We start from the raw sequence: 15,999 nt of genomic DNA, 5'->3' as shown, positions 1-15,999 counted from the left end.
ACGTGGGCCTCAGAGCCCCATGGCGCGATAGCTCGCCGCGACCTTGGCGATGGACACGAGATAGGCCGCTGTGCGCAGGTCCGTCACGTCCTGACGGCCGTGCCAGACCTCGCGCATCGACTGATAGGCGGTGCGCATCGTGTCATCGAGACCCGAGCGAACAAGCTCCAGCTCCCCCGCGCCCTTGAGGTATTTCTGCTTGAAATCCGGCGACATTTCCCAAGCATCCCCAAGCCCCCGGTTGAGCCGCTGCAATTCCGTCACCAAGAGTTGATGCCGCGCCTCTTCCTGTCGCCGCCCGATCCGGCCAAACCGGATATGGCTTAGGTTCTTGACCCACTCGAAATAGGACACGGTCACACCGCCCGCATTGGCAAACATGTCCGGAATGATCACCGTGCCCTTCTGGCGCAGGATATCATCGGCCCCTGCGGTCACCGGGCCATTCGCGGCCTCGATGATCAACGGTGCCTTGATCTGCGCGGCATTGCTTAGGTTGATCACCCCCTCCATCGCCGCCGGAACGAGGATGTCACAGGCATTTTCCAGGACCTTGCTGCCATCCTTGACGTACTTGCCCTCCGGATAGCCGTCGACACCGCCATGCCGTGCGATCCAGTTGCGCACCGCCTCGACGTTCAGCCCCTTGTCATCCGTCAGCGCGCCGTCCCGCTCGATAATACCGGTGATGAGGCATCCGTCTTCTTCGCTCAGGAACTTGGCCGCGTGATAGCCCACATTGCCAAGCCCCTGCACGATGACCCGCTTACCCTCGAGTGTGCCCGACAGGGTCGCCGCCGCAATATCCTCCGGATGGCGAAAGAACTCCTGAAGCGCATATTGCACGCCCCGCCCCGTCGCCTCGACCCGGCCCTGAATACCACCCGCATTGATCGGCTTGCCGGTCACGCAGGCGCGATAGTTGATGTCGGTTGTGTTCATGCGTTTATATTGGTCGGCGATCCACGCCATCTCGCGCTCGCCGGTGCCCATATCGGGGGCGGGCACGTTCTGGGCAGGATTGATGAGGTCGCGTTTGATCAACTCATAGGCAAACCGCCGGGTGATCAGCTCCAGCTCGTGCTCTTCCCACTCGCGCGGATCAATCCGCAAGCCGCCCTTGGAGCCGCCAAACGGCGCCTCGACCAGCGCGCATTTATAGGTCATCAGCGCCGCAAGCGCCTCGACCTCGTCCTGATTGACGCCCATGGCGTAGCGGATACCGCCCTTGACCGGCTCCATGTGCTCGGAATGAACGCTGCGATAGCCTGTGAACGTATGGATCTGACCGCGCAGTCGCACACCAAACCTAACCGTGTAGGTGGCATTGCAAACGCGGATTTTCTCTTCCAGACCGGGCGGCAGATCCATCAGCGCGACCGCGCGGTTGAACATCAGATCCACGCTTTCGCGAAAACTCGGTTCCTTGCTGACGTGCATGTGTCCTCTCCCTGTTGCGACCCGGACCGCTTGTTCCGTGCGGGGACAAATGATCCAAACGTCAAAGCCATGGTTAAGGGTTATGGCCATTTTGTCCACCCGCCTGAATCGCCAAGGGCTTGAAAGCCCCCCGGATGACGGCGCCCCCGCCTTTGTCGCCAGTAATCCAACAATCGCAGAGCAACCTTTATATTGTTGATTTGAGGGGGTTAAACTCTGCGATTCCGTCTGAAACCCGCCTTAATTCGGCCATAGAAGAGCGGAATAAATGCTTTTGGGGAATTGCGTGGCTTATTGCTAGCGGCGTCACAATGAGGTGTTCAAATGCGTATTGAAGGCAGCACTATTAAAGAAATGACGCCGCGTGTTGAAAACGCGACGACCGGGCTGGTCGAACGCACCGAGATGTTCATTCAAGAAGAAGACGGTACTGTAACGGTACTGTCATTTTTCATCTTCGTGATGTTTTTGATGATGGGCGGTATCGGCCTTGATACCATGCGTCAGGAAATGGCGCGCGCCAGTCTACAGGCCACGCTGGACCGGGCGGTGCTTGCCGGGGCGACGGCGAGCACAGAAGCTGGGGCTCGTACAATAGTAGAAGATTATTTCGCCAAATCTGGTCAGAGCGATTACCTTCTCGCTCAGAAAGATGGTGATATATCAACTACCCTAAACGCCGCAAAGGTAACGGCCGGCGCTGAGTTGTCGCTCGACACGTATTTAATGAAACTCGCAGGTGTGCCGACTTTGAGCGCGTCTGGCACGGCAACTGCTGAAGTGCGCATTCCAAAACTGGAAGCAATCTTGGTCCTGGATGTCTCAGGGTCAATGGCTAGCAATTCAAAAATTCAGAATTTGCAGACTGCAGCGAAGGATTTTGTCACGACCGTGATGAATTCTTCAAAGCCGGGTGACACGGTTATGTCGATCGTGCCCTTCAGTTTCTCAGTTACTCCACCGCAGTCAGTTTTTGATGCGCTCGCTGTAGAGGAAACGCACAATTACTCGACGTGTCTAGAATTTAAAGAAAATGACTATCAGCACGCTACGCTCTCAAGCGGCAGTTCGTCGTTAAGCAGTGGTATACCCGTCAATCAAATGGTCTACACTTCTGTATACGGGGATTTCGATAATCTCGATAGTGGATGGAGATCATGCTACACTGATGAATACATTCGTATTTTACCCTACTCCACCAGCATCACTGACCTTCACGCGAAGATCGACGCGCTCCAGCCAGCGGGCAACACCTCTGGCAACGAGGGGATGAATTGGGGCGCTGCGCTTCTCGATCCCACATTCCGTGAAGTGACCGCTTCAATGATTGCTGCCGGTCATCTGAGTGAAACATTGGCAAACGTACCTTCTGATTATGATGAGCCAGAAACGCTAAAGGCCATCATTTTCATGGGTGATGGTGCCAATACGACATCCTACTTCTTTGATCGCAGTTCTCCAAAGTATCGAGGCAAATTCTCGGATCTTTACGAAGTGCGTTTTCAAGAGCGCGTGTTCAAATATGCCTATAACATCTACAATGTTGATTGGAAAAAATACGGCGACGATGGCAAATCCAGATGCTCTCAAAATCGGTGGGAGTGCGTGTATGACGTTGCTGAGAATTCACCGGAATATTCTGTTTACTATCTTCGCAACCCTGATACCGGCAAATTTTGGAGTGTCGCTGAAGAAAAATGGATCGAAGCAAACACGTTCAACAACTTTGAGAGCACGATGGATGGCTTCATCTCCAGAACCCAACTGGACTGGGAGATGGCATGGGGACTGATGTCACCAGAGTATTACGGACAGACCACCGGAAACTGGGGTCCTTGGAACGATTACATTGGTAGTGAATACGTATCCGGATCGATGAAGAATGGTCTAATGCAGAACGTTTGCAAGGCGACTAAGACCGAAGGCGTTGTCGTTTACTCAATTGGCTTTGAGGTGCCTGTCAATGGCACGGCAGAAAACCAACTCAGTGCCTGTGCATCGTCACCTGCTCATTATTTTCGTGCCTCGGGAACGGACATTAAAAGTGCCTTCAGCGCCATCGCGGCCAATGTGAAACAGTTGAGGTTGACCCAATGACCCGTGCGTTCAAAAATTTCCTCCACCGGTTCCGGCGCGACGAACGTGGAACCGCGTCACTTGAGTTCGTGCTGGTGGCTCCCTTCTTCCTTGGGATCATGATCTTTTCGATCGAGTTGGGATTTGTCACGATGCGCGCGACCTTCCTTGAGCGGGGTCTCGACATGGCCGTGCGCGAGGTACGTCTCGGCACCGGGACGGCCCCCCAGCACGACGATATCAAACAGATCATTTGCGACAACACGATCATCATCAACGATTGCGCAAGCAACCTTCAGCTGGAAATGCGCCCTGCGGATATCCGCAACTTCACCGCCCTCGATCAGACCGCTGATTGCACGGATCAGGCCGAACCGGCCAAACCTGTGCGTGAATTCGTACCCGGCCAGCAGAACGAACTCATGCTTTTGCGCGCCTGCCTCAAATACAACCCATTGTTCCCGGAGAATGTTTTGGGCAGCCAGTTGATCAACAACGACAGCAGCGGTCAAGCCGCACTCATCGCGACGACCGCGTTTGTTCAGGAGCCAATCTGATGGGTATGCGTCCTGCCCTTAATTTCCTGCGCCGCTTCTGGCAGCGTGAATGCGGCACGGTGGCCATGGAAACGGTCGTCATGTTCCCGTTCCTCTTCATGGGCCTCACGTTCAGCTATGAATATTACGACATGTTCCGCTATCAGAGCGTGCGCGAAAAGGCGACCTACACCGTTGCCGATATGCTGTCCCGTGAAACGGCAGTTGTCAACGTGACCTACATGGACAACGTCAAGGTGCTATTCGACTTGATGACCAATGACACGGGCGCAAATCAGGTGCGCGTGACGGTGGTCCGCTACCACTTTGACGCAGACAACAGTATCGACGAGTTCGAGCTCAGATGGTCCGAAGTCCGCGGCACAGGGTCTCTCAGCCCGTTGAGCGCCGACGATGTTCGCAACGCGCATGCTACTCTTCCCAGCATGATCGACGGGCAAGAAATCATTCTCGTCGAGACCCTTTCCGAATACGATCCCGTCGTCACAACCGGTCTATCCGCAGGGACAGAGATCAAGACGCGCATGTTCGTCCCACTCCGCTTTGCGGCTCAGCTCTGCTATGAGGGCGTTTGCACCGCCTCATAAGGCCCAGTCTGACATAGCTGCGCGGCACTTTGGGCGCGATCCTGCGTCAGGACTGCGCCCGTTTGGTCAGAAGCTCATGGATCTGCTCGGCCATGAACTTCGCTGGCGTGCCCGAGGTGACACCTCCCACGCCAACACTCCGCCCAGTGCGCCACCAAAGCCCCGGCTGCCAAGCCGCCGGGGCTTTCTGCGTGAGCTTGATCGTGAATCCATTTGACGGTTTGAATGCGAAAACCCCGCGCTCAACCGAACGAATATGCTCGATCGGTGCAATCATGCGTCCTGTATTGTCGCGCAAACCGTCGCGCGTCAGCACAAGCCATTGCGCCGTCGCGCGCCACATCCGCTCTGCCAGGAAAACGCAAGTTCCGCCAAACCCGACCATAAAGACCTGCCAACCAAGGCTGGGCGACTGCGCCAGTGCCAGATAAAGCAGGGTCAGCCCCAGACCCGCGACCGAGCCGACGCCCAACATCCGCCGACCCGCAGAGGCCCCAAGCGCCGCCAATACCTCGTCATCCTGCATACAATCTCTCCCTTTGCGCTCGCCTTTACCCCGGATCGCTCCCCGTGGCGAGAGGGGCGCACGCAAATTGCACAGGCGCGGTTCGCAGGTGAACAGATCGGACCGTTCCACCGGCGTGATCCGCTCCTATATGCTATCCCAAAGGAGACCTATCATGTCCATCAGACCCGTTTTGGAACAGCGCCAAGCAACCCCGACTCTAGAAGGGGCGGGCGTGCATCTGCACCGCGCCTTCGGCTTTCATGACCCCAGCGAACTCGATCCGTTCCTCTTGTTCGACGATTTCCGCAACGATGATCCTGCCCACTATGCAGCGGGTTTCCCGTGGCACCCGCATCGCGGCATCGAAACCATTACCTATGTGCTCCAAGGCGAGGTCACGCATGGTGACAGCTTGGGCAATCAGGGCAGCTTGGGCGCTGGCGATGTGCAATGGATGACCGCCGGATCGGGCATCCTGCATCAGGAAATGCCACGCGGCAATGCGCAGGGGCAAATGCACGGCTTCCAACTCTGGGCCAACTTGCCCGCCGCGCAAAAAATGACCGCGCCCCGGTATCAGGACGTGAAATCCGGGGATATCCCCGAGATTACGGAGGATGACGGCACCCGTGTGCGGGTGATCGTGGGGGATTTCTGGGGGCAGCGCGGCCCGGTCGACGGCATCGCCGCCGATCCGCAATACCTCGATATCTCGGTGCCTGCCGGGGTCAGAAAGACCTTTCCGGTTGATACCTACCGGCGCAGCTTTGCCTATGTCTTCGAGGGTGCTGGTGCCTTTGCCGATGCCTCGAAACCGACCGGCGTCCTTCTGGAAAAGGAGGTGGCGGGGCAAGAGATCCACATCCGCGACCACTCCGGCGACCGCACGCTGATCCGCTTTGGCACCGGCGACAGGGTCACGGTGCAGGCGGGAGAAGAGGGCGTGCGGTTCTTGCTGATCTCCGGCGCACCGATCCAAGAGCCGGTGGCCTGGCACGGCCCCATCGTGATGAACACGCAGGACGAATTGCGTCAGGCGATGCGCGAGCTGCGCGAGGGGTCTTTCATCAAGTGAGGCGCGGGCGGAGGCGAAGGGGGGGCATTTACGCCAATCAACACGCCGCGCGGATCGCTGGGCCGGGGAATAGCGAAGCAACGACTGTGGCTGCCACTTTATGCCTGCAAAGTCCGTGTGATCTTTCAGCGATACACTCCCTCTCAGCATCGCTAGGCCGCGGGACGGCCCAGCGATCCGCGCGGCGGCGCGTGCCGCGCCTTGTTCCGCGCGGGGGGTGGACAAAGAGCGTTTCGAGCACCCCTTGGGGTACCAAGCGCCCCCCCCTCACCCCAGCACCGACCGCCGCACCATGTCCCAATACACCGCCTCGACCTCCGCGAGCGACAACCGCCCTTGTTCGCGATACCAGGTATTGACCCCCGTCAGCATGGCAATCAGCGCCATGCTGGCGATCCGTGGCTCGGCCACCACCATCACACCCGCCTCGGTCCCCCGCCGCAACACCGCCTCAAGCCGGGTCTCATAGTCGCGTCGCAGCCCCTCGATCACTTCGAAATTCGCCGGGTCCAGATTGCGTAATTCCATGTACGAGACAAAGACCGCATCGGCCCGGCTGGTGTTGAAGCGGATATGAAACCGCGTGAACGCCTCCAGAGCCGCCATTGCATCGCCAACAGGCACGGCCGCATCCCAGGCGACCAGCAGGTCCTCCATATGCCCCCGCATCAGATCAAACAGCAGCGTTTGCTTATCCGGTGTGTAATTATAGAGCGCGCCGGCCTGCACCCCCACCGCTGCCGCAATCTGTCGCATCGAGACCGCGGCATAGCCATGCCGCGCAAAGAGATGCAAAGCCGCCTCGCGCACACGCGGTCCCGTAATGTCAGAATGAGAGCCTTGGGTTCGTGCCATAGCATGGCTTTAACTGAACATCTGTTCAGATCAAAGCCCCGCTTGCCCTTTACCCCCAAAGAATGGCAAGACAGCGACACCCGTCGGCACAAGGACCCCGGCCCGCATGCGCATACGCCCCGCTCTCGTCACGCTGCCCTTGATCGCCAGCCTTATCGCCGGATGTAGCGATCTGTTGCCTCTTGATGCCGCCCTGCGCAACGGCACACGGGGGGCCGCGTATCCCGATCTGATCCCCGCCGAACAGATCACAGACCGGGGCACTCCGAACCGGATCACGCCCGAAACCGCCCCGGATCTGGATCAACGCAGCGCCGGGTTGCGGGCACGGGCGCAACGGCTCAAGGGTGGCGTGGTCGACCCCACGACACAAAGCCGCATGCAATCCGGCGTCACCAACTGAAAAACCACGCCCCCACCGCCGCAAGCCGCGTTGCAAGGGACCGCCGAACCCGTTACATCGCGGCTCAATCCTTGCACAGCGACGATCGGAGAGCCCCATGAACACACCCCTGCGCCTTGGCATCGCCGGATTGGGCACGGTCGGCACCGGCGTCGTGCGGATCATCCGACAAAAGGCCGATCTTCTGGCCGCCCGCGCCGGTCGCCCCGTGGTCATCACCGCTGTCTCGGCCCGCACCCGTGACAAGGATCGCGGCGTCACCCTCAGCGATTACGCCTGGGAAGACGACCCCGTAACCCTTGCCAAACGCGACGATGTGGATGTGTTTCTGGAACTGATGGGCGGCTCTGACGGCCCGGCCAAGGCCGCGACCGAGGCCGCGATTGCCGCAGGCAAAGACGTGGTCACTGCCAACAAGGCGATGCTCGCGCATCACGGTCAGGCGCTGGCGCTGGCCGCCGAAAATGCAGGCTGCGTGATCCGGTTCGAGGCCGCCGTCGCGGGCGGCATCCCCGTCATCAAGGCGCTGACCGAAGGTCTGGCGGGTAATGACATCACCCGCGTCATGGGCGTCATGAACGGCACCTGCAACTATATCCTGACCCGCATGCAATCGGCAGGTCTGCCCTACGCAGAGGTCTTCGACGAGGCCGCCAAACTGGGCTATCTCGAGGCCGATCCGACGCTCGACGTGGGCGGCATCGACGCCGGTCACAAGCTGGCGCTGCTCGCGTCCATCGCCTTTGGCTGCCAGGTGAATTTCGAAGGTGTCACGCTGGAGGGGATCGAGAAAATCACCATCGAGGATATCCGCCACGCCGCCGACATGGGCTATCGTATCAAGCTCTTAGGTGTGGCGCAGATGACCGGGCGCGGCCTGGAACAGCGCATGTCGCCCTGCCTCGTGCCCGATACGAGCCCCCTTGGCCAACTGGAGGGCGGCACCAATATGGTCGTGCTCGAGGGTGACAATGTTGACCAGATCGTGCTGCGCGGCCCCGGCGCGGGTATGGGCCCTACGGCGAGCGCGGTGATGGGCGATGTGATGGATATCGCGCGTGGCTTTCGTCTGCCGACCTTCGGTCAACCCGCGTCCAGTCTCGCCCGCTGTCAGACGGCCGCAAGCGCCACCCCCGCGCCCTACTACATGCGCATGTCGCTGATCGACAAACCCGGCGCTCTGGCCAAAGTCGCAACCTGTCTGGGCGAGGCGGGCATTTCCATCGACCGGATGCGCCAATATCGCCATGACGCAACCACGGCGCCTGTGCTGATCGTCACTCACAAGACGACGCGCGACGCACTTGAGACAGCCCTGAGCGCCATCAGCCGCCTTGACGTTCTGTCGGGCGACCCGGTGGCGCTGAGCATCGAAACCGTCTGACGCGGCCCGCCCGCCAGACTTGTGCGCCAGACAGACCGGCGCTAATGCTGATTTGACCCGATTTACAAGGACCGTTCCATGACCTCTGATACCGCCTTCAACGACCGCATGCTCTCACTCGGCCTCGCGCGTGTGGCCGAACAGGCTGCACTCGCCTGTGCGGACCTCATCGGGCGCGGCGATGAAAAGGCCGCCGATCAGGCCGCCGTCAATGCCATGCGCGAACAGCTCAACATCCTGGCCATCAAGGGTGTTGTGGTGATCGGTGAAGGCGAGCGGGACGAGGCCCCGATGCTCTTCATCGGCGAGGAAGTCGGCACCGGCGACGGCCCCGGCGTCGATATCGCCCTCGACCCGCTCGAAGGCACCACCCTGACCGCCAAGGCCATGCCCAATGCCCTGACCGTCATCGCCATGGCCCCGCGCGGCACGCTGCTGCATGCCCCGGACACCTATATGGACAAGCTGGCCATCGGGCCGGGCTATCCCGAGAATGTCGTCTCCCTCGCCATGAGCCCGCGCGAACGGGTCGAGGCGCTGGCCGCCGCGCGCGGCTGCCGCCCGTCCGAGATCACCGTCTGCGTGCTGGAACGACCCCGCCATCAGGAAATGATCGACGAATTGCGCAGCACCGGCGCGGCCGTGTTCCTGATCCCCGATGGCGATGTGGCGGGCGTGATCCATTGCGCCGAGGCTGACCGCACCGGCATCGACATGTATATGGGCACCGGCGGCGCACCCGAGGGTGTGCTGGCAGCCTCCGCGCTGAAATGCATGGGCGGGCAGATGTGGGGCCGCCTCGTGTTCCGCAACGAAGATGAACGCGCCCGCGCCGCCAAGGCCGGGATCACCGATTTCGACCGTATCTATTGCCGCGACGAGATGGTGACATCCGATGTGATCTTTGCCGCAACTGGCGTCACTGACGGCTCGATCCTCTCGGGTGTCAAACGCCGCCCCGGCTATGTCGAAACCGAGACCCTGCTGATGCGCTCGCGCACCGGATCGGTACGGCGCATGATCTATCGCAGCAAGCGGGACTGAACCGATACGCGGCGGGGGCTCTGCCCCCGTCCCGGACCAAGTCCGGGACTCCCCCGGAGTACTTGACGCCAGATGAATGAGAGGAGGCGCGAATGGGACCGGCCTTTCTCGGAGTGGAACAGTCGCTGACCGGGCGCCGCTGGATTGGTCCGGACGTGGAAACCGACCGTCTTGCCGAGGCAATGGCACAGACGACCACCCTGCCCCGCCCGCTCTGCCAGACGCTGGCGCGGCTGGGCGTGGCAGAGGAAGATGCGGAAGCCTATCTCAGCCCAGCCCTCCGCGATCTCTTGCCCGATCCGCGGTCACTGCGCGATATGGAGCGCGCCGCCGCGCGCGTTCTCAAGGCCGTCAAGGCTGGCGAGCGGATTGCGATCTTTGCCGATTACGATGTCGATGGCGGCACCTCTGCGGCGCTGCTGATCGACTGGCTGCGCCAGATGCAGGCCCCCACTCCCACGCTCTATATTCCCGACCGGATTGACGAGGGCTATGGCCCGAACGTGCCTGCCATGACCGATCTGGCGGCGCGCCATGATCTGATCCTCTGCGTTGATTGCGGCACCCTGAGCCATGAGGCCATTGCCGCCGCAAAGGGCGCTGATGTGGTCGTGCTCGATCACCATCTGGGCGGCGAGACCCTGCCGCCGGCCCTCGCCGTGGTCAATCCCAATCGACAGGACGAGAGCGGAGATCTGGCGCATCTCTGCGCCGCCGGGGTGGTCTTTCTGATGCTGGTCGAGGCGGGACGTCAACTGCGCGCCAGCGGCACACAGGGACCAGACCTGATGGCGCTGCTTGACCTTGTGGCCCTGGCCACGGTGGCCGATGTGGCCCCGCTCATCGGCGTCAACCGCGCCTTTGTACGCCAAGGTCTGCGTATCATGGCGCGCCGCGATCGTCCGGGCCTTGTCGCGCTGGCAGATGTCGCCCGGATGGACACCGCGCCCAATGCCTATCACTTGGGCTTTCTGCTGGGGCCGCGCGTCAATGCCGGCGGGCGGATTGGCAAGGCAGACCTTGGCGCACGGCTCTTGGCCTGTGACAATGCCTCAGAGGCCCGCGCACTGGCCGAACGTCTGGATCAACTCAACACCGAGCGACGCGACGTCGAAGCACTGGTGCGCGCCGCGGCACTTGCACAGGCCGAGGAACGCGGGCTGGATGCCCCCCTCGTCTGGGCCGCAGGCGAAGGCTGGCATCCGGGCGTTGTCGGCATCGTTGCAAGCCGTCTCAAGGAAGTCTCAAACCGCCCCGCCATCGTGATCGGGCTGGACGGCGACGAAGGCAAAGGCTCTGGCCGCTCGGTCTCGGGCGTGGATCTCGGAGCCGCCATTCAACGGCTGGCCAGCGAAGGGCTCTTGATCAAGGGCGGTGGGCACAAGATGGCGGCGGGTCTCACAGTGGCACGCGAGCGGCTAGAGGCGGCCATGGCGCGGCTCTCCGAGTTGCTTGCCAAACAGGGCGCGGGCCAAAACGGCCCCGCCGATCTGCGGCTTGACGGTCTCCTGATGCCCGGCGCCGCGACTGTAGACCTCGTCGCGCAGATAGACTCCGCCGGTCCCTTTGGCGCGGGCGCGCCCGGACCGCGCTATGTCTTTCCCGATTGCCAGATCACCTTTGCCAAGGCCCTGAGCGGTGCGCACCTCAAACTGCGCTTTGGTGACGGCATGGGTGCCAGCCTTGACGCCATCTGCTTTGGCGCACTCGATGGGCCGCTGGGGCCTGCCCTGCTGGCCCATGGCGGCGCGCGCTTTCATCTTGCTGGCCGGTTGGACATCAACAGCTGGGGCGGGCGCCAAACCGTGCAACTTCGCCTCGAAGACGCCGCGCCAGCCTGAGACACGCCAATCAACCGGATGTACCGCAAGGCTCAGGAAATTTTCTGAAAGCCGCACCAAGTTTTTGCAGAATCCCTCTTGCACCCCCCGCCGCTTTTGCCTAGTTACGCGACACGCCAAGGCATGGCCCGTTCGTCTATCGGTTAGGACGTCAGGTTTTCAACCTGAAAAGAGGGGTTCGACTCCCCTACGGGCTGCCACTTAAATCACCCAATATATTGATTTTACGTTAAAGTATGGCATTTTTTGCCTTGCCTGCCCCCATATTATTCCGCAGGAAGATGAGGATCTTCCTGGAACGAGCCGGATCACGGTATGCGACCAACCTGCGCACGTGATCCTGGAAACATGCTCGATTTTTGCGGGGAATGGCACAGGGCACGTGGCAAGCACCGTCGAGGGGCGGTTTTCGGTTCCGCACGGGTTTCTTCGGAGAAACCGGGTTGGTCAGGCGCTTACGGTGACGTCGTGGCTTGGGGGTGTGATCTTCTCGCAGGCGGCATCGCTTTTTCGGCCCAAAGCGCCCTTGGTTGGATGGCGTGCAGGGTTGTCTGACAAAATGGACGTGCTCTGCAAGCGGCCTCAAGACACTAGCGACGAACGGCACCCGGCACAAAGCATCCCTCTGAAGTGTCGGCGCGAGATGCGCGATAAAGGGAGTCAAGAACCGGCAACTCCCGCGAAAGATTTGTGATGCGGGCCGTGGCGGTTGGTGAACGCGCGGGCGGTAACGCATCCCGGACAGATCGATCAGCGAGCGAATTCCTGAGGCACCGAAAACCGGGGCGACAAGGGGGTACGGCATTTGGATGAAGAGAAACGAGGCGGCGAAGGGCACCGTTGAGGGGGATGCGGAGCGCAGGGTCGCCCTCTGAGCTGTGCAGCGACAGCGCGCGGACGATCGAGATCAGTTGTCCCTGCGTGAGGCCTCCGGGCTGGCCGAAGAACAGCCGCTCGACGCGCGCGACACCGGCCGGTCCGCCGCTCTCGATCGCGGCGGTGATCCAGGCTCCGAGGTCGGTGTTGGCCCCCGAGGATGCCAGTCCTGCCAGCCGCGCGGCGATCACGTCCCGTGCGGCGCCGCCGCCGTTCAGCCCGAGGAGAAGGATCCGAATCGCGGCGAAGGGCATGTCCTCGATATCGGCAAGGCCGCGCAGGAGATCCGAGTCAGAGATCGTGTAGACGCCCGACCGAAGCACGCCATAGGGGAGAGCGTCGAGTTCCCGAAGGGCGAATCTACGGAGTTGATCGTCGGGATGGTCGAGAAGCCCGGCAAAGTAGTCACGCCGTTCGGCCGCGCCGCCGGGCGTCGCCCAGACAGCCGCCCGCGCGAGCACGTCCTCGACAACGGGACGCGTGGTGGCGTCAAGGACGAGCAGCCGCGTCCACGACCCGTCGACGTTATGTGCAAAGAGCACGGCGTCGTCCGGGTCGCGCGCAAGCCGCGCCCGCATGCCGCTGTCGACGAGGTGGGGCGGACTGGTTTTGGAGGCCGCGCCCCTCAGGACCGCAACGACCTCGAACCGGAAAGGATCAGCAGCCGAAGGTCGGGCGGCGATCACTTCGATGCTGCCGGCGATCTGCTCAGAGATCGTCGCCTCTGGGAGCACGGAGTGGAAGGCGCAGGCGGCGGGGCGCTCGGGGGCGGTCAAGACAAGAAGTCCTGCCAGCGTGGCGGCTCTGAGCATCGCAGACAGTCTCATCGGTCTCTCTCGTCCGACGCAGGACTCTCGAGGGCTTTGTCCAGCCTCGCATCACGGACGCTCTCTGGCGCGGGCTGCAGCGAAAAGGCCCCGATGAGCATGCCCACGGCGGCCACCCAGGACCCGGCAACGGCGGGCGCGACCGGAGAGACCCGTCGGGCCAGCGCGTCCAGCATGGCCCAGACGAGCGTGACGAAGATGGCAATCCCAAGAACGGTCCCGAGGACGGGCTGGAGCGCGACACCGTCAACGGACTGACGATCCGGCGCGAGGCTGACGAGGGCTCCGGTTGCCGCGACCACAAGAACGCCAGACCATGCCGGAACCCAGCGGTCGGCAAGCATCGCCCCGCCTCCGACCACAATCGCAGCGGCGGCCAACAGGAGCGGAGGCACCACGAGTCCCAGAAGTTCGGCTAGAAGAACATGAGAGAGCGCCGCCGCAGCAAGAAAGACAGGAAGCGCGAAGCGGACCGTCGCAAGCGGCCGTCTTGCCAAAAAGGCGGCCGTGCCAACCACAAGCGCGCCCTGAAGCGGATCGGCCAGAGGATGAAGCAGGCTGCCGTAGAACGGCCCGAGATCTCCAAACGCGTCATGGGCAAGCGCCGCTCCGGGGGCGACCGCGAGGACGATGGCGATCCACGGACGCCTCATGCGACGAACCCCGCCACCCGCTCAACAACCCAGAAGGCAGCGAGAGTGCCAACCCCGTAAGCGAGCACGCGAAGTCCCTGCGCGCCCGGGGCGAGGGCCGCCCAAGCGGCGGGATAGAGCCGCGCGAATGCCGCCCCAAGCGCGAGCGTAACGGCGATAAAGAGGATCTGCCCCGCCTCGACACCCAGGTTGAAGGCCAGCAGGGCGAGGGGCACGTCGCCCTCGGGAAGTCCCACATCGAGCAGGGCTCTTGCGAAACCAAGACCGTGCAAAAGCCCGAAGGCAAAGGCCACGACCCACGGATAGCGCTCTGTGAGCCGCTTTTTCTCGCTTGGAGGATGCAGGAGTTCCGCCGCAAGGAAGGCGATTGAGAGCGCCACGATCGCCTCCACAGGAGGCGCGGGGACGATGATCCAGCCAAGGCTCGCGGCAGCGAGCGAGAGGCTGTGGGCGACCGTGAACGCGGTGACGGCGCCGAGAAGCGTCTTCCAGTTCCGGATGAGGAGGAGGAGCATCAGGACAAAAAGGAGATGGTCGATCCCCTTCAGGATATGATCGATGCCGAGGGTAAGGTAGCTCGTGAATACTCCGAGCGGCCCCTGGACCTCGGGGACGGTAAAGGCGGGCGACGCAGCGGTGAGGCGCATGACCTTGGGCGAGAGGTCCTGACCGAGCGTGTAGCGCACGAGCACGTCGGTCCGCGTCCGCTCGAGGCCGTCGATCCGGATCTCGCCCCCCGCGAGACCGCCCTTGCAGAGCGCGATCCAGCCGGACAGAAAGGCCCGTCCGTCGAACGCTGATGCCTGCCCCCGGCGAGGCTCGCAGCGCTCGGGCAGGACCGCCTCGATGGCCATCGGCGCGCCTGACACCTGCGGCTTGCGCCAGGTGACGCGCCATTCCTCCCCGCCGAGATGCAGGAGTTCGAGAAAGCCCGGCTCGAGCGCATGGGCGCCGGCCCGCGTGGCAGTGATCGGAACACTGAGAACGAGCGCGAGGAGGAGAGCCAAACGGAGCATCATGGCGCGAGCACCGTGCTTGCGTCGGGTCGGACGAGGTCGTAGCGTGACAAAAGCGCCTGATACCGCTCCTCGCGGAGCGCTTGCGTGAATGCGGCGCGCCAGTCCTGCTCCACGCGCCCCCGGATCTCGGAGAGCGGCGGCAACCGCGCTGCCCGTCGCTCGGTCACGCGCACGAGGTGGCGGCCGAGCGAGGTCTCGACCGGGCCCGCCCATGCTCCCGCCGGCATCTCTGCAACCGCGTCGAAAAAGCCGGTCCCAAAGGTGCCGTCGACGACCTGCACGCGGCTGAGGCGGAAGGCCGGGGGCAGCACTGTCGGACGGGCGACCTCATCCGGATCAGCGCCCCGATTGAGCCGCGCCTCGACACGTACGATCTCATCACTGCCGATCCGGTCGTCGAGCAGAAGCTGCTCGAAGGCGACGAGCGGCGGCTCTGCAAAGCGGTCCGGGTGCGCGTCGAGATGCGCCTGAAGCGTCGCATCGTCGGGTTCCACGCCCTCGGCCCCGGTTTCGGTCAGGAACTCCATCTTGGTCTGAAGCCGAGTGCGTATCACCGCGTCGTCCCGGTCGAGCCCGAGGGACAGCGCCTCGCGGACATAGACCTCTTCGCGAACATACTGGCCAATCATGTGGTCCAGTTCCTCGACCGTCGGCGGGCGCCGCCAAACCGCCTCGAACTCTGCCGCGAGGCGGCGAGCATCGGTCTCGGTCACGATCAGAACGCTCTCGGACACCGCCGGAGGCGTGTCGTCGAAAACGGCATAAAGCCCAAAGATCGCCGCCCCGAACAGAAAGAAGCCGACCAGCGGCTCACGGAGAAGGCCCTTCACCATCACGGGCTCCTCTGCCCCAGA

At 62.2% G+C, this 15,999-nt stretch carries 15 protein-coding genes and 1 tRNA gene; 9 read left to right on the top strand and 7 right to left on the bottom strand.

What is annotated here, in order from left to right; translation table 11 throughout:
• Positions 1-9 precede the first annotated feature (9 nt).
• A complete protein-coding gene (locus tag VR71_RS04315; protein ID WP_009818244.1) occupies positions 10-1,440 on the bottom strand; it encodes a Glu/Leu/Phe/Val dehydrogenase in 1,431 nt (476 codons plus the stop codon).
• 324 nt (positions 1,441-1,764) lie between these two features.
• On the opposite strand from VR71_RS04315, the gene VR71_RS04310 reads away from it, so the two are divergent.
• From VR71_RS04310 to VR71_RS04300, 3 genes are read left to right on the top strand one after another with little or no spacing between them, the layout of a single operon-like run.
• Complete coding sequence (locus VR71_RS04310; RefSeq protein WP_296429864.1) at positions 1,765-3,537, top strand: TadE/TadG family type IV pilus assembly protein; 1,773 nt, start codon at positions 1,765-1,767, stop codon at positions 3,535-3,537.
• Complete coding sequence (locus VR71_RS04305; protein ID WP_045681513.1) at positions 3,534-4,073, top strand: TadE/TadG family type IV pilus assembly protein; 540 nt, start codon at positions 3,534-3,536, stop codon at positions 4,071-4,073. The genes VR71_RS04310 and VR71_RS04305 overlap by 4 nt, the downstream gene beginning before the upstream one ends.
• A complete protein-coding gene (locus VR71_RS04300) occupies positions 4,073-4,660 on the top strand; it encodes a TadE/TadG family type IV pilus assembly protein (protein ID WP_009818241.1) in 588 nt (195 codons plus the stop codon). The genes VR71_RS04305 and VR71_RS04300 overlap by 1 nt, the downstream gene beginning before the upstream one ends.
• Before the next feature lie 46 nt (positions 4,661-4,706).
• Here VR71_RS04300 and VR71_RS04295 read toward each other — a convergent pair whose 3' ends face one another.
• Positions 4,707-5,186, bottom strand: a complete 480-nt coding sequence (locus VR71_RS04295) for a hypothetical protein (RefSeq protein ID WP_009818240.1) — start codon at positions 5,184-5,186, stop codon at positions 4,707-4,709.
• A 154-nt stretch (positions 5,187-5,340) separates the two neighbouring features.
• Here VR71_RS04295 and VR71_RS04290 point away from each other — a divergent pair, with 154 nt between their 5' ends.
• Positions 5,341-6,243, top strand: coding sequence for a pirin family protein (locus VR71_RS04290; protein WP_040650583.1), 903 nt, complete (start codon positions 5,341-5,343; stop codon positions 6,241-6,243).
• A gap of 267 nt (positions 6,244-6,510) precedes the next feature.
• Here the strand turns inward: VR71_RS04290 and VR71_RS04285 are convergent, their stop codons facing one another.
• A complete protein-coding gene (locus tag VR71_RS04285) occupies positions 6,511-7,098 on the bottom strand; it encodes a TetR family transcriptional regulator (protein ID WP_045681511.1) in 588 nt (195 codons plus the stop codon).
• 106 nt (positions 7,099-7,204) lie between these two features.
• Here VR71_RS04285 and VR71_RS04280 point away from each other — a divergent pair, with 106 nt between their 5' ends.
• The 5 genes from VR71_RS04280 (at position 7,205) to VR71_RS04260 (ending at position 11,970) form a co-directional block, all read left to right on the top strand.
• On the top strand, positions 7,205-7,501 hold the full coding sequence (locus VR71_RS04280; protein WP_045681509.1) for a hypothetical protein: 297 nt from the start codon (positions 7,205-7,207) through the stop codon (positions 7,499-7,501).
• A gap of 97 nt (positions 7,502-7,598) precedes the next feature.
• Positions 7,599-8,885 (top strand): homoserine dehydrogenase, encoded by a 1,287-nt coding sequence (locus VR71_RS04275; RefSeq protein ID WP_045681507.1) that lies wholly within the window; start codon positions 7,599-7,601, stop codon positions 8,883-8,885.
• Positions 8,886-8,963: 78 nt separating this feature from the next.
• On the top strand, positions 8,964-9,929 hold the full coding sequence (gene glpX / locus VR71_RS04270; RefSeq protein WP_045681505.1) for a class II fructose-bisphosphatase: 966 nt from the start codon (positions 8,964-8,966) through the stop codon (positions 9,927-9,929).
• 92 nt (positions 9,930-10,021) lie between these two features.
• Positions 10,022-11,770 carry a single-stranded-DNA-specific exonuclease RecJ gene (gene recJ / locus VR71_RS04265; protein WP_045681503.1) on the top strand — a complete coding sequence of 583 codons (1,749 nt, stop codon included), beginning with the start codon at positions 10,022-10,024 and terminating at the stop codon, positions 11,768-11,770.
• 125 nt (positions 11,771-11,895) lie between these two features.
• Positions 11,896-11,970 (top strand) — tRNA-Glu (locus VR71_RS04260).
• A gap of 390 nt (positions 11,971-12,360) precedes the next feature.
• Here VR71_RS04260 and VR71_RS04255 read toward each other — a convergent pair.
• From VR71_RS04255 to VR71_RS04240, 4 genes are read right to left on the bottom strand one after another with little or no spacing between them, the layout of a single operon-like run.
• A complete protein-coding gene (locus VR71_RS04255) occupies positions 12,361-13,473 on the bottom strand; it encodes a hypothetical protein (protein WP_296429863.1) in 1,113 nt (370 codons plus the stop codon).
• A complete protein-coding gene (locus tag VR71_RS04250) occupies positions 13,470-14,126 on the bottom strand; it encodes a hypothetical protein (protein ID WP_045681499.1) in 657 nt (218 codons plus the stop codon). The genes VR71_RS04255 and VR71_RS04250 overlap by 4 nt, the downstream gene beginning before the upstream one ends.
• A complete protein-coding gene (locus tag VR71_RS04245) occupies positions 14,123-15,145 on the bottom strand; it encodes a HupE/UreJ family protein (RefSeq protein WP_296429862.1) in 1,023 nt (340 codons plus the stop codon). The genes VR71_RS04250 and VR71_RS04245 overlap by 4 nt, the downstream gene beginning before the upstream one ends.
• A complete protein-coding gene (locus VR71_RS04240) occupies positions 15,142-15,978 on the bottom strand; it encodes a peptidylprolyl isomerase (RefSeq protein ID WP_296429861.1) in 837 nt (278 codons plus the stop codon). The genes VR71_RS04245 and VR71_RS04240 overlap by 4 nt, the downstream gene beginning before the upstream one ends.
• Positions 15,979-15,999 lie beyond the last annotated feature (21 nt).

The organism is Roseovarius sp. BRH_c41, from assembly GCF_000961715.1.
Taxonomy (GTDB): domain Bacteria; phylum Pseudomonadota; class Alphaproteobacteria; order Rhodobacterales; family Rhodobacteraceae; genus Roseovarius.
The sequence above is the reverse complement of the archived record's forward strand: the minus strand, read 5'-3'. Positions and strand labels throughout refer to the sequence as shown.

What these genes read in the sequence shown, in the direction of transcription:
- VR71_RS04315 (WP_009818244.1), bottom strand. Translation starts at nt 1,440, where the DNA reads ATGCACGTCAGCAAGGAACCGAGTTTTCGCGAAAGCGTGGATCTGATG.
- VR71_RS04310 (WP_296429864.1), top strand. Translation starts at nt 1,765, where the DNA reads ATGCGTATTGAAGGCAGCACTATTAAAGAAATGACGCCGCGTGTTGAA.
- VR71_RS04305 (WP_045681513.1), top strand. Translation starts at nt 3,534, where the DNA reads ATGACCCGTGCGTTCAAAAATTTCCTCCACCGGTTCCGGCGCGACGAA.
- VR71_RS04300 (WP_009818241.1), top strand. Translation starts at nt 4,073, where the DNA reads ATGGGTATGCGTCCTGCCCTTAATTTCCTGCGCCGCTTCTGGCAGCGT.
- VR71_RS04295 (WP_009818240.1), bottom strand. Translation starts at nt 5,186, where the DNA reads ATGCAGGATGACGAGGTATTGGCGGCGCTTGGGGCCTCTGCGGGTCGG.
- VR71_RS04290 (WP_040650583.1), top strand. Translation starts at nt 5,341, where the DNA reads ATGTCCATCAGACCCGTTTTGGAACAGCGCCAAGCAACCCCGACTCTA.
- VR71_RS04285 (WP_045681511.1), bottom strand. Translation starts at nt 7,098, where the DNA reads ATGGCACGAACCCAAGGCTCTCATTCTGACATTACGGGACCGCGTGTG.
- VR71_RS04280 (WP_045681509.1), top strand. Translation starts at nt 7,205, where the DNA reads ATGCGCATACGCCCCGCTCTCGTCACGCTGCCCTTGATCGCCAGCCTT.
- VR71_RS04275 (WP_045681507.1), top strand. Translation starts at nt 7,599, where the DNA reads ATGAACACACCCCTGCGCCTTGGCATCGCCGGATTGGGCACGGTCGGC.
- glpX (WP_045681505.1), top strand. Translation starts at nt 8,964, where the DNA reads ATGACCTCTGATACCGCCTTCAACGACCGCATGCTCTCACTCGGCCTC.
- recJ (WP_045681503.1), top strand. Translation starts at nt 10,022, where the DNA reads ATGGGACCGGCCTTTCTCGGAGTGGAACAGTCGCTGACCGGGCGCCGC.
- VR71_RS04255 (WP_296429863.1), bottom strand. Translation starts at nt 13,473, where the DNA reads ATGAGACTGTCTGCGATGCTCAGAGCCGCCACGCTGGCAGGACTTCTT.
- VR71_RS04250 (WP_045681499.1), bottom strand. Translation starts at nt 14,126, where the DNA reads ATGAGGCGTCCGTGGATCGCCATCGTCCTCGCGGTCGCCCCCGGAGCG.
- VR71_RS04245 (WP_296429862.1), bottom strand. Translation starts at nt 15,145, where the DNA reads ATGATGCTCCGTTTGGCTCTCCTCCTCGCGCTCGTTCTCAGTGTTCCG.
- VR71_RS04240 (WP_296429861.1), bottom strand. Translation starts at nt 15,978, where the DNA reads ATGGTGAAGGGCCTTCTCCGTGAGCCGCTGGTCGGCTTCTTTCTGTTC.